Source organism: Gordonibacter faecis (genome assembly GCF_030077735.1).
Lineage (GTDB): Bacteria > Actinomycetota > Coriobacteriia > Coriobacteriales > Eggerthellaceae > Gordonibacter > Gordonibacter faecis.
This window is the reverse complement of the sequence record NZ_JASJEU010000012.1, coordinates 82,794-105,563: the sequence shown is the minus strand read 5'-3', so window position 1 is coordinate 105,563 and position 22,770 is coordinate 82,794. Positions and strand designations below refer to the sequence as shown.

12 protein-coding genes are annotated in these 22,770 nt (G+C 57.3%); 4 read left to right on the top strand and 8 right to left on the bottom strand.

The window, feature by feature from the left end:
• The 3 genes from QNJ86_RS05560 to QNJ86_RS05550 form a co-directional block, all read right to left on the bottom strand.
• Positions 1 to 537, bottom strand: coding sequence for a 4Fe-4S dicluster domain-containing protein (locus tag QNJ86_RS05560; RefSeq protein WP_283831612.1), 537 nt, complete (start codon positions 535 to 537; stop codon positions 1 to 3).
• A 1-nt stretch (position 538) separates the two neighbouring features.
• The gene (locus tag QNJ86_RS05555) at positions 539 to 2,728 is read right to left on the bottom strand and encodes a molybdopterin-containing oxidoreductase family protein (RefSeq protein WP_283831611.1); all 2,190 of its coding nucleotides are present in this window, start codon (positions 2,726 to 2,728) and stop codon (positions 539 to 541) included.
• A gap of 83 nt (positions 2,729 to 2,811) precedes the next feature.
• Positions 2,812 to 3,528: a molecular chaperone TorD family protein gene (locus QNJ86_RS05550; protein ID WP_283831610.1), complete on the bottom strand. Its 717-nt coding sequence runs from the start codon at positions 3,526 to 3,528 to the stop codon at positions 2,812 to 2,814.
• Between the two features lie 211 nt (positions 3,529 to 3,739).
• On the opposite strand from QNJ86_RS05550, the gene QNJ86_RS05545 reads away from it, so the two are divergent.
• Positions 3,740 to 5,314, top strand: coding sequence for a helix-turn-helix domain-containing protein (locus tag QNJ86_RS05545; RefSeq protein WP_283831609.1), 1,575 nt, complete (start codon positions 3,740 to 3,742; stop codon positions 5,312 to 5,314).
• A gap of 159 nt (positions 5,315 to 5,473) precedes the next feature.
• Here the strand turns inward: QNJ86_RS05545 and QNJ86_RS05540 are convergent, their stop codons facing one another.
• Positions 5,474 to 6,121 carry a SanA/YdcF family protein gene (locus QNJ86_RS05540; RefSeq protein WP_420052747.1) on the bottom strand — a complete coding sequence of 216 codons (648 nt, stop codon included), beginning with the start codon at positions 6,119 to 6,121 and terminating at the stop codon, positions 5,474 to 5,476.
• Positions 6,122 to 6,385: 264 nt separating this feature from the next.
• Entirely contained in the window at positions 6,386 to 7,471 is a 1,086-nt protein-coding gene (locus tag QNJ86_RS05535) for an NADH:flavin oxidoreductase (RefSeq protein ID WP_283831607.1), read from the bottom strand.
• Between the two features lie 167 nt (positions 7,472 to 7,638).
• Here QNJ86_RS05535 and QNJ86_RS05530 point away from each other — a divergent pair, with 167 nt between their 5' ends.
• Both QNJ86_RS05530 and QNJ86_RS05525 read left to right on the top strand, forming a co-directional pair.
• Positions 7,639 to 9,756, top strand: coding sequence for a S8 family peptidase (locus QNJ86_RS05530; RefSeq protein ID WP_283831606.1), 2,118 nt, complete (start codon positions 7,639 to 7,641; stop codon positions 9,754 to 9,756).
• A 78-nt stretch (positions 9,757 to 9,834) separates the two neighbouring features.
• Positions 9,835 to 12,147 carry a polysaccharide pyruvyl transferase family protein gene (locus QNJ86_RS05525; protein WP_283831605.1) on the top strand — a complete coding sequence of 771 codons (2,313 nt, stop codon included), beginning with the start codon at positions 9,835 to 9,837 and terminating at the stop codon, positions 12,145 to 12,147.
• Between the two features lie 816 nt (positions 12,148 to 12,963).
• Here the strand turns inward: QNJ86_RS05525 and secA are convergent.
• The 3 genes from secA to QNJ86_RS05510 all read right to left on the bottom strand — a co-directional run bounded on the left by secA (position 12,964) and on the right by QNJ86_RS05510 (position 19,445).
• The gene (gene secA / locus QNJ86_RS05520; protein WP_283831604.1) at positions 12,964 to 15,576 is read right to left on the bottom strand and encodes a preprotein translocase subunit SecA; all 2,613 of its coding nucleotides are present in this window, start codon (positions 15,574 to 15,576) and stop codon (positions 12,964 to 12,966) included.
• 295 nt (positions 15,577 to 15,871) lie between these two features.
• On the bottom strand, positions 15,872 to 18,460 hold the full coding sequence (locus tag QNJ86_RS05515) for an S-layer homology domain-containing protein (RefSeq protein ID WP_283831603.1): 2,589 nt from the start codon (positions 18,458 to 18,460) through the stop codon (positions 15,872 to 15,874).
• Between the two features lie 640 nt (positions 18,461 to 19,100).
• Positions 19,101 to 19,445 carry a hypothetical protein gene (locus QNJ86_RS05510; protein WP_283831602.1) on the bottom strand — a complete coding sequence of 115 codons (345 nt, stop codon included), beginning with the start codon at positions 19,443 to 19,445 and terminating at the stop codon, positions 19,101 to 19,103.
• Positions 19,446 to 20,013: 568 nt separating this feature from the next.
• Here QNJ86_RS05510 and QNJ86_RS05505 point away from each other — a divergent pair.
• The gene (locus QNJ86_RS05505; RefSeq protein ID WP_283831601.1) at positions 20,014 to 22,770 is read left to right on the top strand and encodes an NACHT domain-containing protein; all 2,757 of its coding nucleotides are present in this window, start codon (positions 20,014 to 20,016) and stop codon (positions 22,768 to 22,770) included.

The window sequence follows — 22,770 nt, the reverse complement described above, 5'->3', positions numbered from 1 at the left end:
TCACCTCACGTAGAAAATCTTGGTAGCGGTCAGATTATCAGCGAGCGGCAGCGCATGGTACTTCGCGATGGCCTGGCTGATCTCGCTCTTCGGGTCGTCCAAGTCGCCGAACACGCGCGCGCCGGAGATGCACGTTCCCACGCACGCCGGCGGATTGCCCGGAGCGCCGTTGTCCCAGCAGAAGCGGCACTTCTCCACCACGCCGGTCGACTCCTTCACGATGCGCGCCTGGTACGGGCACGCGGCCATGCAGTATTTGCAGCCGATGCACTTCTCTTCGTCCACCAGCACCACGCCCGAATCGGTGACGTAGGTGGCATGCGTCGGGCACACGGCGGCGCACGGCGCGTCCTCGCAGTGCATACACTGGGTGGGCACCACCTCGGCATATACGTTCGGGAATTCGCCGGTTTCCAGCTCGTGATAGGTGATGAATGACTCGGTGGGTTCCAGGTGATTTTTCATCTGGCAGGCAATGCGGCAGGCATCACAGCCCACGCACTTCCTCGTGTTGATAAGCATTCCGTAGCGTGCCATGTTATGCCTCCACCTTCTTCACCGTAACCGCAACTTCCTGGCTCATCATGGAGCCCACGCCCGGTTCCACATCAAAGGGAATGAAATCCGTCAGCGCCACGCCGTAGCGGTACGCGCGCGTCTGATAAGGCGAATCGCCGCCGTAGTGCGTGGGCAGGAACACCACGCCGGGCTTCAGGCGCTGCGTGACGCGGGCCTCCACCTGGCCGGTGTGCTCGCTGGAAGAAATCTCCACCACGTCGCCGGTTTCCACGCCGAGGCTCTGCGCGTCCTTCGCGGACAGCCACACGCGCTCCATGTGGTACTCGCGCGAGATGGCGTTCAGCGCCTCGATGTTTTGCGTCATGGTGTGCGAGTGGATGGATTGCTTGCCGCCCACGATGGCGAACTCGCCCGGCTTCGGCGTGACCTTGCGCTCCACCCAGCCAATGACTGGGTTGAGGCCGGCCGCACCCACAGCATCGGATTTGAATTCGAACTTGCCGGACGGCGTCTTGAACTTCGGCGTGCCGTAGGTGAAGGCGGGGTCGGGCAGTTCCACGACACCCTGCTGTTTCATGTCCTCGATGTCCACGCCCACGGTTTCCAGCTGAGCGGTGGCCAAGTCCTCGGCGGTGAACTGGAAGTATTCGCCCACGCCGCACGCTTTGGCCAGGCCGTTGAAAATCTCGTCGCAAGTTTTCGTTTCGGGGTGCACCTTGTCAATGGCCACGGTACGCATGCCAACAAAGTGCTTCTTGCCGCCAATCCACTCGGGCAGTTCCAGGCGCTCAAGGTAGGTGACCTCGGGCAACACGTAGTCGGATTGCAGCGCCGTCTCGGACATTTGCACATCGATGGTCACCACGAGGTCGCACTTGTCCAGCGCCTCGGTCCACGTTTTCGGCTGCGCGTAGCCCTTCGCGGCGTTCGAGTTGTAGAAGAAGAGCCCCTTCATCCGGCCGTCGAGCGCAGCCTGCAGCGCGGCCAGGTTCGTGCCGGCGCTGTCGAGCGCGAGCGGGTATTCCTTGTTGCCCACGCGCGGCTTCTCGGGCTTCGGCGGATCGTCGAAGCGGGCGTCGATAAGCTTGCCGGCCTTCGGCGAGGACGTGAGCAGCGCGCCGCCCTTCGCACCCCAGCTGCCCAACAGCGTGTTGACCGCCGTCGCGGCACGCGCGGTGTCGAACGAGTTTTTGTACGAGCAGCCAATCACCGCGCGCCATCCGGCCTCGATGGACGCCGCCGGAGCCGCCTTCGCCATGGCGCGCGCCAGCTCTTGGATGCGCTCGGCCGGCACGTCGGTGATGGTGTGCGCCCACTCGGGCGTGTAGTCTTTGATTTCGGCGGCGAATTCTTCGAAACCCACCGTGTTTTGTTCCACGAACTCGTGGTCGTAGAGGTCTTCTTCAATGAGCACGTTGCATAGTGCCAGCAAAAAGGCCAGGTCGGTACCCGGATTGATGGGCACCCAGTCGGTGGCGAAAATGCCCGAGCTGTTCAGGCGCGGGTCCACCATCACAATGCGCGTGCCCGCCTCGGCAGCCTCGGCCAGGCTTTTCACAGACGAGGGGCGAATGCCGTCGCCGTAGCTGCGGCCAATGAACATGACCATTTTGGCGTTCGGGAAGTCCGTGGAGTAGTTCGACGCGCCGATGGTCTGCGTGTAGGCGCTCTCTTTCGACAGGTTGCACGACGAAGAGTGCGCATACACGTTGGCCGAGCCGAGCGCGTGCATGAACCGCTTGGCGTAGTACTTGCCGGACGGGCGCGGGTCCTGAATGATGCCGAGGGCCTCGGGGCCGTTCGCGGCAATGATGGCCTGCGTCTTCTCGCCAATTTCGCGGAAGGCGGTGTCCCAGTCGATGGGTTCGAACGAGCCGTCGTCCTTGCGGCGCAAAGGCTGGGTCAGGCGCTCGTCGGAGTAGGCCATTTGCGCCAGGCCGTGGCCGCGGCCGCAAATGTGGCCCTTCGCGTACGGATGTGTGTCGGAGCCTTTGAGCGTCCAGAGCGTGCCGTCAACGGTGGTGGCCACCAGGCCACACTTGCTGGAACAGCCGTTGCAGAGCGACGGCGCCTGCTTGGTAACGCCGCGCGCCGTGGTTTCGGCCGCCTGGGCGCGCCAAGCGCCGAGCGAGAGCGACCCCGCTGCGGCGAGTGCCGCCGTTGCTGCGGAGCCCTTGAGAAACGTTCGCCTTGAAACATCTTCGAACATCCCGTTTCCCCCTTTTCCTTCCTATCGTGGAGCGTTTACTGGTTGGTGGTGCGGGTGGTGCTTGGTGGTGCGTGGTGGTGCGTTTATTGAACGTCGCCGCAGGTGGCGAGGGGTTCCGTGGGTTGTGCGTGCGCGGCGGGCGCGAACGTTGCTTCGCGCACGAGCCGGCCCGCCAAGGCGGTAAGCGCCCGCAGGTGAGCGATACCTTCCGCCAGCCCGGCTCGGTGCGATTCATCGAGGCGGGTGGTGCCCGCGGCCTGTTCGGCTGCGCGCGAAAGGGCGTCGTCGTAGGCGGGAAGCCAGTCCAGGTGGTCGGCCGCCACATCGCGCGCCGCGGCAACGTTGCCGCTTTCCACCAACAGCCCCAGCAGGTCCAGCTCAAGCGCCAGGTGGTCGGGCGTAGCGACGAACTGATCGGGCACGGTGAGGTCGAGTGCGGCATACACCGCCTGCAAGTGCCGCGCCGGGTCGCCCAAAAACAGCCCGCGCTGCGCACCATAGGCGTTCCCCGGCTCAAGCGACCACGGCTTGTAGAGCGATTCCACCGGCAGCGCAGCCAACGGCATGCCGCTCACCAGTACTTCGTTTTGCAGCAGCGAGCGCTCCGGCCACGCAGGCAAGCGGCACGCGCGCTCAAACAGGCGGCGCTCGTCGGCGTTCTCTGCCAAACAAGCAACCGCGTTGCGCGCGGCGGGCCAGGCAAGGTTTTCCCGCACCTCGGCATATTCCTTTTCGCAAAGATGTGAAAACAGCGGAGCTATGAGCGATAATAGGCGTGCGTTGTTCAGGGTTTCGCGCATCGGCTGCATCCTTTCTCGAGGGGGCCTATGCTAGGCGCGATGCGTCGACGGCATGTCATCAGAAACTGATGATTTGTACATTTTCCCTGATGAGCAGCGCATTCGAGAAGCGTTTTAGCAAGAGGGAACCGAAGCGTCACCCGTCCGAAACCCGGCGGTGACCAAGCGGCATAAGGGGGTTTGGTTGTCCATAGCGCGCGAAAGACGCAGCATGCGAATGGTGTGGAAGACCATGCGCCTGCGGCATGTGGGCATGGCGTTTTTCTGGGCGTGCAGCATGCTGACGTTTCGCAGTTCCATTCTTCTTACGGGCGAGGCGAACACGCCCGAACTGGAGTCGATTGTGGTCATCGTGTCGTTCGTGGCGAATATGACCACGCTGCTGGCGCTCGCGGCCTGGGCGGAAAACGACCCGGAGCGCATCGACCGCCTGCCTCTGTGGCCGATGGCCGCAGTGGTGGTAGTGGGGCTGGTGCTGGTGCACTTCGCCGGGCGCGTGGGCGGCGGCGCGCTGCTACCCTTTTTGCTGGGTGGCGCCGTGCTGACGGGCGTGGGATACGGAGCGTTCTGGGGAAGCTGGGCCGACTGCTACGGGCGCATGCACCCCGCGCGCACGTCGTTCTACGTGCCGGTGGCGTTTCTGCTGACCGCCGCGCTGTTTTTGGCGGTGTCGCTTTTGGCTGAGAACCTGAGTGTGCCCGCCATTGTGCTTATGGTGCCGCTGCCCGTGATTTCACTTGTGTGCCTGGTGCACTGTCGCGCCGAGGTGCCCGATGGGCGCGCCGTGCCCGAGGGCGGATCGAAGCGCTCGCTGTTGGCAGTGGGCTCGCTGATTGGGCTTATTGTGGCCAGCCTTGTGCTGTCGTGTCTGTTCGGGTTCATGTGGGAACTCACGGTGTTCACCGTGGGGTCGGTGAACGAGGCGCACCTTGCGCCGCTCGTGGCGAACCTCATGGTGGCGGTTGCTCTGGTGGGGCTTGTGCTGTACGCGCGCACGCGCGTGAACCTGGACATTGCGTATCGCATTGTGGTGCCAGTCATCGTGGTGCTGTTCGCCGTGCTGCCGTTTTTCTGGGAGACGAACCCCGTCGCGCTCAACATTATTATGAGCGCCAGCTACGGCGTGTTCGACGTGGTCATTTGGTCGCTCGTGGCCGCCACGTCCTACGACTTCGCCGTGTCGGGCTTCGTGGTTGGCGGCATCGTGCGCTCGCTGTCGGTGCTGCTGCGCCTGATTGGCATCGGCATCGGCTTTTTAGTGACGCTGGTCCCCGGCAAGCCAAGCGCCCTCATCGTAGGCGTATCGCTGGGCGCGCTCTATGTGCTGGTGATGTTAGGCCTGTTCAACTGGCTGCGCCACAAGCGCAAAGCGGGTGCGGAAAAGTTGGAAGAAGGTGCGCAGACAGACGCTTTCGCTCAGCTGGATACCTCAGCGCCGGACGAGATAAGCGAAACACCTGGCGAAGAGGACGCTGCACCAGCCGCTGGCGCGAAGTCCACCGACAACACCATGCCCGCCGCAAGCGCCAAGCCCACCGCAAGCGCCGAACGCGCGGACCTCGACGACGAGCAAGCACTCTACACCACCATCGCCGAAGACTACGGCCTCACCCGTCGCGAGGCCGAGGTTCTCCCCTTCCTCGCCCGCGGCCGCTCCGCCAAGGTTATCGCCGAGGCCCTGTTCGTCTCCGAAAGCACCATCCGCACCCACACCCGCCGCATCCTAGAAAAAACCGACCTCCACTCCAAACAACAACTAATAGACCTCATAGAAAACTACGAATAACGATAAAAGCCTTCATCTTGTCATCCTGGGCGGAGCGCCGAAGGCGCGCAGTTGAAGGATCCCGTGTGGCGTTAGCAGGAATACTCTTAGCTATCGCCGCACGGGATCCTTCGACTCGCTTCGCTCGCTCAGGATGACAAACTAAGCCCCTTACGCGCCTTACCCCTCGGTTACGTCGCCGGATTGGTGGAGGCTTATGGGGTCGCCTACGAAAGTGGAGGGGACTTGGAACAGCGTCTTGAAGAAATCCTTGGTGCGCGCGGGGATTTCGCGGATGTCGTACTGGAGTTGTTTGGAATAGGTGTGGTAGTCGCTCGACACGCCGAGGGCCTCCATGCCCAGGCCATTCGCGGCGTAGAGGGCGCGGTAGAGGTGGTAGGTTTGCGTGGCCACCACGATGCGTTCGGCGCCGAACACGTGCTTGGCGCGGTACATGCTTTCATAGGTGGAGAAGCCAGCGTGGTCGCAGAACACGTCCTCACTGGGCACGCCCTGCGACACGGCGTAGTCCTTCATGGCTTTGACCTCGTTATACGACACCGTGCTGTTGTCGCCGCTCATGATGATTTTGGGCGCCACACCCGCTTCGTACAGCGCGATGCCGTCGTCAAGCCGGTCCTGCAGAATGCCCGAGGGCGTGCCGTCCGCGAACACCGACGCGCCCAGCACCACAATGGCATCCGCATCGAGCGCCGCCGCAGCCTCGGTGCTCACGACGCGATCCTTCGTCGTAGCCAGCGTGACGACGTTCGTCACCGCTACCACGGCAACAACCGCAACCAAGCATCCCAACACGACACCCAGCATCGCCTTCAACCACCTATGTGAACCTCGTTTCGTCATAGAGTCCGATCATAACAAACGAAAGCGCGCCTCTACCGAACCGCACCCCTTCGCCATCGAAACTCACCCACATCCCCATAAGCCCAGGAACAAGAGCACCGTGCGGCGCTCAAGATAATCGCCTAATCGTCTGAGGAATCGTCTATTCATCGTCTAAAAGCGTCTCATTGACGCTCCATATGTTGAAATCTACTCGACAGAAGTGGAACTTAGCGAGGCTGACAAGGGTTAGCGAGCCGCCGTTACCACTTGCGGGGTACCGGGGAGGATGCAGCGGTGGCCGGGGGTTTTGTCGCAGCCGCCACAGGAGACGCAGCGCGGAGTATAGCTTGGGTCGGCCTTCCAGCGGTTCGGGAGGTCGGGTTCGCAGATGAGGGGGCGACAGAGGCCGAACGCCGCGATGCCGTCTTCGGTCGCAAGGCGCTCCATGGCCGCCACGTTGCGGTTGCCTCCGGTGAGAATGACCGGCACGTCCACCTCGCGCGCAAGGCGTGCCGCGTAGCTGGCAAAGAAGGGCTCGCCGCCGAACTCGCGCACGTTGCAATCACGCCATGCGCCGCTGACCTCGATGCCCATGGCGCCGTGCTCAATCATGAGGCGCGCCGCGTACAGGCTATCCTCTTCGGTGAGGCCGCCTTCCACGCCGTCGGAGCTGTTCAGCTTTACTAGTACGGGGAAATCGGGGCCGACAACAGCGCGCACGGCATCCAGCGTTTCAAGCACCAGGCGCGCGCGGTTCTCAAGCGAGCCGCCGTAGGCATCCGTACGCTGGTTGAGCAGCGGGTTCAGGAACTGACTGAGCAGGTAGCCATGCGCCGCGTGCAACTCCACTGCGTCGAAGCCGGCCTCCTGCGCGCGGCGCGCTGCGGCGGCAAATGCCTCCGTGAGGTCGCGCAGGTCGTCGGGAGTGGCCTCAACGGGTACGATGCCCGTCTTCGGATTCGCCACGGCCGAAGGCCCAAGGATGCGCTCGCTGGGCGGGTTAAGCCTGGTCGCAGAGCCGCCGTACACAATCTGCGACACGATGGCCGCGCCGCGCGCGTGCACGGCATCAACGAACTGGCGATACTCGGGCACGAACGAGTCATCGTAGATGCCCAGCATCCGCGGGTTCGGCTGCTCATCGCGCATGACATGCGCGTACCCCGCGATGATGATGCCCGCGCCACCCTCGGCCAGCTGCTCGTACACGGCCAGCAACTCCGGCGTGACGTGCCCGTCCTCGGTAGCCAGCGCCTCATACGTAGCCGCCCGCACCACCCGATTCCGCCCCCGCAACGCCCCCATTTCTAGCTGCTCGAACAACGCACCCATGAACCCTCCGCTCACTCGCCACCTTTCTTTGCATGGTAACACGCTCTTCTTTCCCTGGGAAACGAACAAGAAGCGACAACGCGGTCATTGGCGGATGCGTTGGGGAAGGTGGAGCGCGTGTGGAGTATACTGCTGGCAATACTAAGGGGTTGGCGCAGGAGGTTCTCATGAAGCAAATAAAGCGAGCGTCGTTGGCGTTTGTGTTGGCGGTGGTGCTGGCAACGGGGCTCGTGCCCGCAGGGGCGCTTACGGCGTTGGCAGAGCCAGCGAACACGCCAGCAGAAACCTCCCAGGACTCTTCAACTAGTTCAGGCGAAATCACGGCCACCACGGGCGGCGTGTGTCAGGCAGCCGAAGAACCCTCCGCGGACACTTCCGCAAGCGAGCCAGCCACCGATGGCATCCTCGTCATTCCCAGCACTGACAGTTGGTTGCGCTCCGGCGACATGGCCGAACATCAGCTTGAGCAGGCAGGCCTCCGCGTTACCGACCGCATGGAAACCTCCGACGGCGTCATCCTCGCCGCCGAACCGACCGAAGGCCAAACCGACGAAGAAGCCGCAGCCGCCGCGCAGGCTCTTCCCGGCATCGAAGCCGCTCAGCCCAACTACATCTACTCGCTCATCGACGGCGTAGAAGAACCAGCACCCGCAGACGCCGCAACCCCCGAGGCCACCGCAAGCCCCATCTCCCCCACAAGCGACACCTCCACCGCCTCCCCCCTCGCCACCCCCCGCGCGAACGACCCCTTCGCCCAAACCTCCAGCCCCGCTACCAACCCCAACCAGTACTGGCTCTACAACGCCACCCTCACCGACGCCTGGAACAGCGCCACTACCGACGGCTCGGTCACCGTGGCCATCCTTGACTCCGGCGTACGCGCCAACCACGAAGACCTGTCTGCAAACGTTCTGCGCAACGTCGCCTACGACGCTTTCTACGACAAGCCCCTCAACTTCAACGACGCAAACCAGGGCGACTTAAACGGCCACGGCACGCACGTGGCGGGCATCATCGCCGGCGTGGCGAACAACGGCATTGGCATTGCCGGCGGGTCGTTCAACGCGAACATCGTGCCCATCAAGGTAACGAACGACACCGATTCCCGGGCCACCACCCAGTCGCTCCTGATGGGCTATAATTATATGTTGTCCCTGGTAAAAAGCGGAAAGTGCCCCAACATCCGCGTGGTGAACATGAGCCTGGGTGGCTACGGCAGCGACATCAGAGACAGCCTTCTGGGAAGCACCATCACCCGCGCGCGCAACGAGTTCGGCATCGTTACCGTATGCGCCGGCGGCAACGGCGACAACGTCACGCCCTACACCGATCCCTCCTATCCCAGCGATTTCGCAGCCTGCGTTTCCGTAACGGCGCTGGAGCCCGACGGCACGAACATCGTGTGGTCTGACTACAACCAGTATAAAGACATCAGCGCGCCCGGTCGCAGTATCTGGTCCACCTACATCAGGCAAAACACCTTTGCGAACGGCCCCTATGCTTCCCTTTCCGGTACGTCCATGGCCTCCCCGCTGGTGGCCGGCGCCTTTGCGCTGCTGTTTGCGGCGGTGCCTGACGCCACGGTGGACGAAGCGTGCGAAGCCGTATACGCCACGGCGCGCGCAATCAACGACCCCGTGAACGACCGCCGCCAAACCAGCGGCAGCCACGGCGCCATCGACGTCGCCGCTGCGGTGAACTACCTGGAAGCACACCACGTGAAGCACTTCGCTGACGTGCACGAAGCCGACTGGTTCTACGACACCGTGAATTACGCCACGTCAAACGGCATCATGAACGGCTACGCGGGCACCAACCTGTTCGGCCCCAACGACGTCATGACGCGCGAACAGGCCGCCGCCGTGCTGTACAACTACCTGGGCAACGGCGCCATCGCGCCCGCAGCCCCGCAAACCGACATCAACCAAGCGGACTGGTACGCCCGCCCCGTGAACTGGGCCATTGCCACCGGCTACATGAACGGCTACGACAGCCGCACGTTCGGCGTGGGCGACTCGCTCACGCGCGAGCAGGTGGCCTGCATCATCGCCAACGTCACCGGCAACAGCACCACGCAAGCCAACCCCGCCAAGTTCAACGCCCTCCCCGACCACAACGCCACCAGCGACTGGGCGCGCACGTGCGTGACCTGGGCCGTTGACAAGGGCGTCATCAACGGCGTCAACCAACCCGACGGCACGCGCCTGCTCAACCCGGGCGGCACCGCCACCCGCGCTGAAATGGCGGCCGTCATCAAAAACGCCATCCTCAGCGGCTTGCTGTAGCTTGGCAGACGTGCGCCAGGAAGCCCGCGCGTTGTGCTATGGTGACAACCGAAAACGACACGTCTTCGGAGGTTCGCTTTGCCCGATAACCGCACACGGCACTGCCGCATCGCCCTGCTCGCGCGCCCCGCACACGGCCTCGCCTCGCTCTCGTGGCGCATAAAGGACATCCTTGAGGCGCGCGGCCACACGGTGTTCTTCTTTTCGCCCGCCACGCACCCCTTCGCGTTCGATGCGGAAGGGGTGGCGCAGCCCGCGTGCCTGCAACGCTTTTGCGTGACGCAACAGCTGGATTGTGTGCTGATGGCCGACGGTGTGCTGCTACCTTTGGAGAACCACGAGATACTGGCGAAACGCACGGCCGTGGGGCTGGTGTGCGACAGCATGCAGGTGGCGAAAGGATACGCGCAGGCGCTTGCTGGCACACACGTAGACTTTGCGCTGGTGACGAGCGAGCGCATGGGGGAAGTTATCGAAGCCGGAGGCATTGCGGATGTAGTGGAGTTGTGTCCGGCGGCCGTGGACGCCGAATATGCGAACACCCCCCTGGCGAATACGATTGCCTACGGGCCAAGCGTCCTCTGCTTGCAAGATGCCACAGAAAGCCGCATTGCGTACCTGCGCCGCTATATGGAAGAGAACCCTGGGGAAGCCGTGCGTTGCGTTGGCGAGGGATGGCCGGAAGAGTGGCGCATCTCTCCTGCTACCAGCGGGTTCGTTTACGCCTCACGCTCTAGTCACACGGTGATGGTGTTCGACGATGAAGGGGAAGGTGCCGACGCGCTACAAGCCGCCGAAGAAAGCGGCCTGCTGGCCCTCGCCCTCCACGACAGCAATACCCTCATGCGCATCACCAGCGACACCGTCGAACCGCTCCCCTACACTACCAGCAGCGACGCCCTTGACACCACCCTCGCTGCCGCCTGGGAGCGCATCCGCGCACACCTCGCGCCGCGCGGCCTCATGCCGGGCACCGAGGCACCGCGCCGCATCGTGGCCATCTTGGGTTATGTGGGCAAGGGCAACTTCGGCGACGAGTACATCCTCGCCACGCTCGACCAGCGCATCCGCAGCCGCTTCCCTGGCGCGTCGGTGGTCGCCATCAGCGAGGACCCTGCCCACACACTGCAAGAGCGCGGCATCTACGCCATAAGTCTGCGCGACACACGTATGCTGGCGGGCGTGCTCGACTTCGCGTCGGCCACGCTCGTCATAGCCGGCCTGCTGTTTGACCAGGGAACACGCTGGACCATGGGCAAGGCCGAGTTCGTCTCAACCACCAGCTGCTCCGACATCCCCGGAATCGCAAACTACGTGAGCCTGGCCACCCTCAGCGGTGCGCAGCCCGTGCTCTACGGTATTGGCGCTGGGCCGCTGGCGCTGGCCGACTCGCAGCGTCTCGTGAACCTTATGGCCCGTCTGGGAGCGCGCTTCATCGCACGCGACGCGGAAACCGCCCAGCTCATCAGGGCATGCGACGTGCCGGAAAGCCTCGTAATCCAGAAGGCCGACACCGCCTTTCTCGGCGCGCATGAACGCACGGCCGCGGTTGATACCTGGCTTGAGCAGACGGGCTTTCAGCCCGACGCCCACCGCCTGATTGCCGTATCCCTTCGCGACTATGACCACGCGCCACAGGACTTCGCCGAGCGCGTTGCCGCAGCTCTTGATGCTGTCGCGCACATCCACAAAGACGTGCGCTTCGCGTTGTGCGTCCTCGACCCCGCCGACCGCACCCTCGCGCAGTGCGTGCAGACCAACCTGTACAACCCCGCCTCCGCCGCGCTGTTCGACGAGGGCGACCGCATCGAGGCCGTAGCCGACCTGCTGGCCCGCGCGCACGCCGGCCTGTCGATGCGCTACCACTGCTCGCTTTTGCTCAACAGCTTCGGAAAGCCCTGCGTAGGCATAGATTATCTGCCGAAAGTGGCAGCCCTCTACCATGACATGGGCTGCGACGACCTGCTACTACCCATGGATGCCGAAGCAGCGAACATCGAGCGCACGCTGATCTCCCTGCTGGACTCCTACGAAGCACGCAGCGCAACGGTAAAGGAAAACGCCAAACGCCTCCGCCACATCAGCGAGGAAGCCGAAGACCTGCTTGCAGATATCATCGAAGAAGTCGGCCCGCAAAAGGAAGGTGCCCTCAGTCGCGCCTTCTACCTCTACGACGAGCCCGCCTCTGAGCTGCGCCATCAACAGCACGAGGCCGACCTTACCGCGCGCCTGCGCGAGGCAGAGCACACCGCACAAACCCTCACCACCGAGAACGCCCACTTGGCGCAAGAACTAGAGTCCCTCACGTCCTCCAAGTCCTACAAACTAGGCTGGACCATAATGCGCCTCCCCAGCCACCTAAAAGCCACCTTTAAGCACCACCAGCACTAACAACACACAATTTATCGCCATTCGATAAGTGTAGCTCTAGCTGCATACCCAACAATAACGTTGTTCGATAAATTTCATTCTATAATCGCGCCTCATTTATCACTATTCGATAAGTGAGTAACTATTATCGCCACTACCATCCGCTTTTGCAAAGTGTGACGCGCTTCGCGCTACTGATTACGCCAGAAGCACCCCACATCCCAAACCTTATGACGCGGACTTTTATGCAGATTGTCATCCTGAGCGAGCGAAGCATTCAACAGTCCAGTGGACTGTTGAACTCCCGAGCACGCGAAGCGAGCGCAGGGAGGCCCCGCGAAGCGGGGACGAAGGATCCCGTGTGGCGATAGCTGGCAGAGTTCCGGCTGGCGCCACACGGGATCCTTCGACTACGGCGGCTTCGCCGCCTCCGCTCAGGATGACAGGGGCCCGACGCTCGCTCGGGTTGAGCGTAGGGATGCTACCAGCGACGGCGCGAAGCGCCTAGTCCCTTTAGGGAAGCATCCGCTCCGCCGCAGGCGGAGAACACAACCACCACCTGCGTTTTCGCGCTTCGCGCGAACGGATGCTTCCCTAAAGGGACTAGGCGCTGCGCGCCGTCGCTGTTGCATCCCTACGGGGGTTATGCCTCTTGTACGTCAGCGCCTTCAAGCAAGTCAGCCCGCGTCGTGAGGATAGGGACTTGGTGGCCCCATGGCGTAATCAGTAGCGCGTAAGCGCGTCACACTTTTGCCAGAGCGCGAAACGCGGCCGAAAGACAACAACGCCCCCGGCTCGCACGCGCAAGCCGGGGGCGCGCACAACGTCAACCAGACCCTACAACAACGGCGCGTTGTTCTTGGCTTGGTTCAGCTGAGCCTCGCTGCTTTCAGTCAGCGCGGCCTCCACATTCGAGTAAATCAACTTGTCCAGCCTGAACGGGTTGTCTTCCTCGGGCGGAAGCACAATCTCGGGCTTCTCTACGGGCAGGCGTACCAGAGTGCGGATGAAGTCCTCGTAGATGCAGAACGTGAGGTCGGTGAAGGCGCGGTACGCCTCTTCCTTGTACTCCACCAGCGGGTCGCGATGGCCCAGGGCGCGCAGGCCGATACCATTCTTTAGGTAGTCCATCTCCTGCAGGTGCGCAATCCAATGCGTGTCAATCTGGCGCAGCATTACCTGGCGCGCGATGTCCTTCATTTCCTCGGTGCCCACCTCTTTACGCTTGCGGCGGTACGGGTTCATGATGTCGTCGTGCAGCAGGTCGGCCAGAATGTCCTGGAAGTGAATGTCGTAGAACTTCGAGTCGTACTCCGGCGCGCCGCTCATCTCCACCATCCACGCGTCGAGCGCCGGATAGTCCCAGTCCACGTAGGACTTGTCGTAGGGACAGAACGTCTGCAGCTTGTACACAATGAGGTCGTAGAGGATCCGGAATATCTGCATGTCGTCAAACTCTTTGCCATCCAGCACGGCGTTGCGTTCCTCGTAGATGGCCTTGCGCTGCAGGTTCATGACGTCGTCGTACTCCAGCACGTTCTTGCGCGCGCCGAAGTGGATGCTCTCAACTTGCCGCTGCGCCGAGCCAATCACCTTGGACACCAGCGGGTCTTGCAGCGGCTGATCATCGGGCATGCCGCGCTTAATCATCATGTCGGATACCGCGTGTAGGCGGTCCTGACCGAAGCGCTTCAACAGGTTGTCCTCCAGCGACAGGTAGAACTGCGACTCGCCCGGGTCGCCCTGACGGCCAGCGCGACCACGCAGCTGGTTGTCGATACGACGCGACTCGTGGCGGTCGGTACCAATGACGCACAGGCCGCCGAACTGGCGCACCGCGTAGCCCTCACGGCTGGTGATGTAGTCAGCCTCGGCCTCGGCCGTATGGAGTTTTTCTTCGTCGGTCATGTTGGAGTTTTCATAGCGCACAAGGGCATCACGCACGAGGGCATCACGATTACCGCCGAGCAGAATGTCCGTACCACGACCAGCCATGTTGGTGGCGATGGTAACCGCACCCAAGCGGCCCGCCTGCTCCACAATACGCGCCTCGCGCTCGGGGTTCTTAGCATTCAGCGTCTCATGCTTCACGCCACGCTTATCCAGCAGGCGGCTCAAGCGCTCGCTCGCCTCAATGGTAGACGTGCCAATAAGCACCGGCTGACCCTTAGCATGACGACGCTCCACCTCATCAGCCACAGCCTTATACTTAGCATCCACTGTGCGGAAGATAAGATCCTCTTTGTCCTGGCGAATAACCGGCTTGTTCGTGGGAATGGGAACCACAGGAAGCTTATAGATATGACGGAACTCAGAGTCTTCGGTGAGCGCCGTACCCGTCATTCCGGACAGCTTTTCATACAAGCGGAAATAGTTTTGCAGCGTGACCGTAGCGAGGGTTTGGTTCTCGTCTTGAATCTTCACGTGCTCCTTGGCCTCAAGCGCCTGGTGCAAACCCTCAGAGAAGCGCCGCCCCTCCATGATGCGGCCCGTGAATTCATCAACGATCTTAAGCTCGCCGTCAATGACCACATACTCCACATCGCGCTTGAACAAGAACTCGGCACGTAAAGCTTGTTTCAGGTGGTTAGCCAACTTGCCAGAGGCATCGGCATAAATCTCCATGCCGAGCATCTCTTCAATCTTGTCGAGGCCTTTCTCGCTGGCGTAGACGGTGCGTTTTGCCTCGTCGAGCACAATATCGTCCTCGCGAGAAAGTCGTGGCATTACCTCAGCGAAGGCGTTGTACAAATCCGCAGCCGCCCCACCCAAGCCAGAGATAATCAGCGGCGTACGTGCCTCATCAATGAGGATGGAGTCCACCTCATCCACGATAGAAAAATGCTGCCCGCGCTGCACACGCTCCGCAGGAGAGGACACCATGTTGTCACGCAAATAGTCAAACCCAAACTCTGAGTTCGTGCCATAGGTAATATGTGCCGCATAGGAGGGTTTACGCTCCCACGGCTGCATACCGTTTTGCAGAAGACCCACCTCAAGCCCGAGGAAGTGGTAAAGCTGCCCCATCCACTCACTGTCGCGCTTTGCGAGGTAGTCATTAACGGTAACTACATGAACGTTCTCGCCCGTGAGAGCATTGAGGAACGCCGCAGCGGTAGCGACGAGGGTCTTGCCCTCGCCAGTTTTCATCTCAGCGATGCAGCCATCATTGAGCGCCATAGCACCGATAAGCTGCACGTCGAAGTGACGCATCCCGAGGGTGCGCAAGCTGGCCTCGCGCACGAGCGCGAACGCCTCAGGCAGCACCTTGTCGAGCGCTTCGCCACTAGCGATACGCTCCTGCAACACAGCAGTAAAGGATTTAAGTTCTGCGTCGGACTTGCTCTTGAAACCCTCTTCAAGATCGCCGATGGCTTGCACTTTCCGCTGATAGCCCTTGAGGCGCTTGTCATTGCCCAGAGTGAGCAGTTTGGAAAACGGGTTGGTCATAACCGGTAGAACCCTCCAAAGATTAGATAACCTAAAATAGAAATGCCATCAGATTATACAACGTCCCACAATGCAAGACGCCCTCGCGTTCACACGCGAGAGCGTCTTTGCACAACGAAGCCTTCCGCGACAGCTTGCTTTAAGGCTTGTGGGACAATCTGTTGCAGAAAACAGATAGCCCTACAAACCTGCTGAGTCTTCCGTGGATGGGAAACCCTTTGATTTCCCACCCAGCTTTACCTTAGTTGATAGAGCCAAGAAGACTCAGCTGCGCACAATTAAAGACTGCCGAACTTTAAGCCTGCAGTTTACCGTCGGGCTGATAGTTAACAACCATAGCCGCAACCTCGGCACGAGTAATGTTGGAGGCAGGGTTAATTACACCAGCGTTACCCATGATCTCCTTGTCGCATGCCCAAGCCACGTTCTCCTTGGCGTAGTCGGCAACCTGAGCACCATCGGGGTACTTAGCGAGAACAGCATTGATGTCCTTAGGAGCCTCGAAGTTGCCGACCCTCTTAGCGTAGTTCGCAAGCAGGCAAGCAAAGTCCTGACGAGTAATTGCACCCTCAGGGTTAAAGGTACCGTCAGCGTAACCATTTGCAATACCCAGACCCTTAGCCCACGCAAGAGCCTTCGCGTAGTAAGCGTTGGAGTTGACATCCGTGAAGGAGTCATGGCCTACAACAGCATCCCAAACATTATTAGTACCACCAGCCATGTTGTAAAGAACACAAATGACATCAGCACGCGTAATGGTATGGTTTGCGCCAAACAGCTTTCCGCCCTGATAGCCAGTCATATAACCAAGGTCATTCGCCTGGTAAACCACATTGTAGAACCAGTCAGCGCTCGAAACGTCACCAAAAACCTTCTTGTTAGCGACTTCGATCTCCAGAGGAGAAGCAGGAGCATTAATCGTGTAATTACCACTCGCTGCAGAAAGGGTTACCTTGTACTTACCCTCTTCCTTCATTTCACCAACACGCTTCGTGGTAGTCGGATCGGTGTAATAGTCATAAACAACCTTATAGCTGTCTGCAGGAAGCGGCACGACAATATCCTCGCCCTTGGCATCCTTACCAGACACATATGTGAAAGAGGGCGTAACGACATCACCGGTGTACGGATAGAACGGTGTCTCGACACCATCGTCACCCGGATTTGCTCCAGGCGCAAGGTACGTAGAAGTACCAGCGAACTCAACACCATTAATCTCCAGTGGATCGACTACAACCGTAAACGTGTTGTTCTTGATGTCATACTTCTTGCTTGAAACCGTAACAGTATAGGTATCAGCGTTTACAACCTCTGTTACTTCATTACCAGCCTGATCAGCCACTTTAACAGCATAATCCGTGTTCTCAACGAGGACGTTGCCATTGCCGTCTTCAAGTACGATCTCAACATCGTTCATGATGTTGGATCCAGAGTAATCAGCTTTAACCTGATTGCCCTGAAGGACGCCCTTATAACGCACATAAAGGTTGCTATTGCCTTCGATCGTGGCATCGGTCACCGTGACCACAGTAGAAGCCTCTCCACCCCATGCATACTTATTAGCAGCCGAATTAACCTTAATGGAGACGTTCCACACACCCGGGGTCTTGACATCAGCCAAAGTTGCAGGATTATGATCCTTGTCCGTCACCGTAATGTCGAACTTAATATCCTTGATGGCGTCACCAGTGGGGCCAGCCGGGGTGCTTCCGTCCGATGCATAAAGCTTGAGTTTAGTGAAGTCGATATCAGACTGACCTGCGCCATGATCAACGGTAAATGTCGCGGGCAAAGCGTTACTACCATCGAAAGAAATAACACCAAGATCATCTACTACGCTAATTGCGGCCACACCTGCACCAATAACGTTGGGATCGTTTTCCGGTGCCGTGATATCAAACTTGTAGCTATCGGCCGTTGCAGAAGCATTGTAAAGTTTATTGCCGTTCTTCGAGGCATCATAGCTAACCGTCAAAGTGTCCAGATTGGTTGTTGCGTCCGTATCACCATTGACGGATGCAATCCCCGGAAGCGAGGCTGTATCACCAACTTTTTTATCCTCGAGAACAATGTTCGCCTTCGAGAGGTCAAGCTTCTCAACCGTCAGAGGAATATTAACGGTCGAACCCTTATACTGATTCTTGCCTGTAACAGTCGCAATGTACTTTCCGGCATCCTCCGGCTTGACGCCAACGCCAAGTGCCGTACCATCATTCTTGTAGAATGCGATATCATAATTTGCAGGATCAACCAAATTGTCGCCAAGATAGACAGAAAGATCCTGTGCCTTCCCGTTGTATGTAAAGACATCAGCCTTGTCAGCATTCTTAAGCGTGGCATCCTTCAAAGACGTACCAACAATGCTGAACTTAATGGCAACACCCTTATTACCAGCCGCGTAATATTCACCGCCACTCTTCGGAACAACAACAGCATAATACGTACCGGCATCAATAATACCAGTATCTGCGTTGGAGATCTTGGTATCAGCACTTCCGGCAATATAAGCCTTATAGTTTGCCTCAGTATAATAGTTTATATCATACTCAGTGGAATCGGTGACATCTACAGCCTTCGTATCGCCCTTCGGGGTCACCTTCGTCGGCTTGACATAGTGAGGTACTGTCGCCTCATAAGCGAATTCGATATTCTCCAGATCCGCAATTGCCTTTGCATTATTGTCCGTAGCCTCAGTCACAGCACCCTGCTGGAAAGCTTCAGCCTTGGACACTGCCAGCAGATCGATACCCTCGTCGGTCGAGGCCTCGGCGGCCTCATCGGCAAAAGCAATGGCCGGCACCATGCCGGCTGCGAGCACACCGGCGAGGGTAGCGCTTACTACCTTCTTGCCAGAGAGCCCTTCGTTGTTGACGCAAGCTGTCACACTTCGTCTCCTTCCAAAAACTTACACTAACTTAGATACACAACCTTGGCTTCATCGTAATGCAAGCAAATCTCCGTCATTGCCGCAGGGCGCGATGAAACACCATAAAGCTGCATCTTCGTTCGGTATTATACTCTCAATCCTTCAAAAGGTTGGCGAGAAAATCGCAATCTGGAGAAAACTTGGGTGAATAGTGCCCAAATCCCCGCAAAGTGCACACAAACCCACCCCGCCACCTCGGCCAATGCCCCCTGCTATAACCCCCAAACAATATTTCAAGCGAGTTACCATTTGCCGCCAACCCCCTCTCCACCCCCGCCAACCTTCCAAACCAGACCCTCCTCCTTCCCCAACCACCCCTTTCAACAACCCCCCAAGGCACCCCCACAAGCCGATTCCCCAACCAATCAAATAATCCCCAACAACCTAACCTATACCCCACCGAAATAAAGAGCCTTTACCTTATTACTATGTAGGGAGTTTCCAACGCGCTTAACCCCGGAGCTTCCCTAACATACTGCACCGTAAAAGGATTCATTTAGACACCAAAAGGGGGAGGTCTCCCTCCCCCTTGAATAACAATATGCTAGATGTCTTATCAACCTGTAACCCTACTAGAGTGTTTTTCGAAATAAATATTTTAGATCTGACTCTTCGATGCGTTCGCTTTAGATTCATCCCACCAGTGGTACAGCAACCAGAGTGCCACCAAGACAGCTAGAAGTAGCGCGATAATAAAGCCAGTCAAAGCAATGGTTTGGAAGTCTTCTTGAGCAATATCAAACCACTGAGGTATAGAATTCAAGTATCCAGAAGTTGATAAAGACTTATCATTAAATACCAAACCGGCAATAAAAAAGCAAAGGAAACCAAGGATATCGAGCACTATTCCCACTTGAACCAAACGACGAGGCAGCCAATACAACTTTCTCTGTATTATGGGAGATGTTTTATCTCCATTTGATTGTATAAGCATAATAATCATATTCAAATTACTTATTTGTATCAACATTTAAGAAACCTCTCTGTTCGAACCAATTGATACACATATATTGATCAGTATTCATTTCACTCATCTTTTATTTTTTCTAAATTCTTCTCCTAAAATGCTAAAGCTTTGGACTCTTTAATAGAAATCCTAAATGGAACCATGTCGATCTTCTTCCTCACGATGCTTCTCACAAAACTATCCGTCATCACCGAATGTTGCGGCATCGCAACCATATGCAATCTCGCGAATCTGATCCTCGGTGGCATAAGCTGATGGATCCCAATACTTGATGCACATAGCGTTTCCTCTCTATTGGTATTCAGTTTGGCCTTTTTGGCCTAACCCCACACTACAACGAAACGAAACGTCGCGCTTATTATCTAGGGTGCAACAGGGGTGTTACACAGACTCCGCCTTTCTAAAGAGAGGATTTCCTATCTTCCGTTGCCCACCATCGACACACCCGCATCGTTCTTGCATCCCTTTTACCCTGGAAAAATTGTTTATATGTTGGATAATTAAGTAAGCTATCGGTGTAGGGGTCACGCAAAAGGAGGACACGATGCCTCGTGACTGGGAGTCTATTGAAAATTTCATTCAGCAAATCAATGACAGGTCTCTCGATTTCGCTGCTACCGGGCTTGAAGAAACCGGCTTCTGCCTTCGCAATAACGTTTTACACAGAACGTGGTTGCTTGGTAACGAGGTATATGCGTTGGCATATCACGTTACAAGAAGCGTTTTTGTGACAAAAATGGGTAAAGAACTAAGTAAGGAAGAGTTCACGAGAGACACCGGACTCCAAGGAAGCTCCTACTTGAGTAATGCTTGCATTCCAAAGTTCTCCTCCGAGTCAAAAAAAATCATCTCAACGACAGGGGAAACAAGGATGTCTGGAATCATTACTCCTTGGGATATCGCCTCCAACTGGTTTGTAAAAGTGGATGATCGCACAGCTATAACGATCCTTAGAAACACGATCGAATCCTGGAACAACTACAGGAAGACTCTTTTGGAATTTACAGAAAAAAAGGCTGACAGATTCATTTTCACTAAGCTTGTTCCTTTAGACCCGAAATTGGCACCCGTGTTAGTGTTCAGCGAATTTGGATCATCACTCATCCAACGCTACAACGATGCAAAGAAAGCTGGGGGCAACATTGAGGCCGGCGAGTATGCCAAACTCGCAAAAGATCGGACCATCCGATTGTTTTCGGAGCTTTCTGCACCTTATAAAAAACCTTGCGAAATATCGCTTGACAAATTGAAAGAAGAAGCAATGTTGAGCCATGTCAGTCAGACCGAGCGCTCGATTCTAACCGATAGAAGATTTCTTGAAAAGATTGAAGGCCATTTCGGCGATAAAACTATCCGCTACTTTTACTGCTCGAAATATCAGCTCGACACTCACGGTCCAGGATGTCCGAGCAATACAAGCCTCATCGATTTTATTGAGCAGACGGCACGTTCTTTTAACGCCACGCCACGCGCTGTCGTCAATTCAGGTAAAAATTACGACAAACCAGGAAATATATCTAATGAAAAGTACACCCTTGATCAAAGCAAGGAGTTTAATCTCGACTCCTATATCGAGGACCTTGCCTCCCTTTCGTATTTTGCCGATTTGGGCTACCGTAGCGACGTCGAGGGAGGACATCTCAACGTCAAGGATTTCATTGAAAGACAGATCATTTCAAAAGGCACCACGATGCCTCTAGCCGAGCTGGTCAACTTTAAAGATATCAGAGTCAAGATTCTTTCATCGCGTGCAGGAGAAGGCAAGACTTCTTCTCTCATCGCGCTCATCCGCTCCTTTAGCTCTAAAGAGACAGCACTATCATCACGACTTGGCTTTGAGGAAAGTGATCCGCGAAGAAATCAGGTCCCATTTTTCTTCTCATTTAATCCTGGACGTGGCCTTTCTAGGGCTGTACTGAAAAAGGGGTCCTACTCTGAAATCCTCAAGAAACTTATGTGTGGAAAAACCCGCCTCCCCAGACCTAAAGAACTCGAGCAGCATATTATAAGCCTCGGAGAGAAGGCGTTCTTTATCATTGATGCACTTGACGAAGCTAACGACCTCTCCACGGCGATCGAGGCTATCGAAGACTTGACGGGAAAATTTCCTCTTGCAGGTTTTGTCATCTCTACAAGACCGTTGACTGAAAGATTTTCTTTTGCCCCAGAAAGCGAGAACGAGTACTGCCTGAAAGAACTAACGAGGACTCAAAGAATCGAATTCGTTAAAAAATACCTTATCGACGGTCACAACGATCTAGCTCTCAACGATGACGTATTGAATCGTTACGCAAAAATTCTCGTGGATGCAAAGTACACTTCAAGGATGATTAGCATACCTATATTTGCCAGTGTCGCAGCGCGAGGATGGTGCTACGATAAAGACAATCAGTGTTTCAAGGATATTGCTCCAGGTTTGACCTTTCAAACGGTGTCCAATGTACTACTAGAGAAATCAACAAGAGTACTTGAGCCTTTACTAAACTCGGTATTCACCAAGGAAGTTTGCGACGAGCAAGCCAGTAAAAGCGCCGTCTCGACTCTTGGCCCTCTCCCTCGCGCAAAGAAAATGATGAGGCGTCTCGCTTTGGCTACTTTCCTTCGATCAAAATTTGCAGAGGAAGTGAAATCGAGCTTTGGCGATATTGCCGACGAAGCTAATATGGTATCAAATGGGGGGATGAAATGGGATCTCGTCAAGCAGGTCATGAAGACCATCGCCCACAATCTTTCGTTCCCAGAGGCAAATTGCGATCCAAACGCTTGGAGACATTATCTCATTGCCAGCGGCTGCGTGTCTTGCTCTCCTGACACAAATGGAGGTGTCTTTTCTTTCGACAGCCGAGACATGCAGATTTACCTTGCTGCATGTGGGTTGTCCGATTTGGTGGCAAGCGGTCGCCAGTCAGATTGCTTCGGTATCTTACGAGATCTGCTGAACAGCAGCCCTGACGAAGACACCGCAAGCCTCATCGTTATGCTTCTTTTCTGCATAGATCCTGGCAATGACGGATCACAGAAAGCTGGGCCCGGTTACGCTGACTGCGAGGTTGTCGGCAGTTCGCTAGAAATTATCAATTGCGTTATATGCGAGCTGACAAAGGTTGACGAGGATACTGGAGGTTACGACGGCCCAAAGCACCAGGCTTTGTTGCAGGCAATACAAGATATCAGAAATCGTGAATTCTGCGATTCCCAGCTGGTGAGGTTCCAGTCTGGAAACGGCGAAGGTGCATTCCTCTATCGAGACGTTCTTGATGCGGAAATCGCTTGGCTTGAGAAAGAAATGGCGGAAAGATAA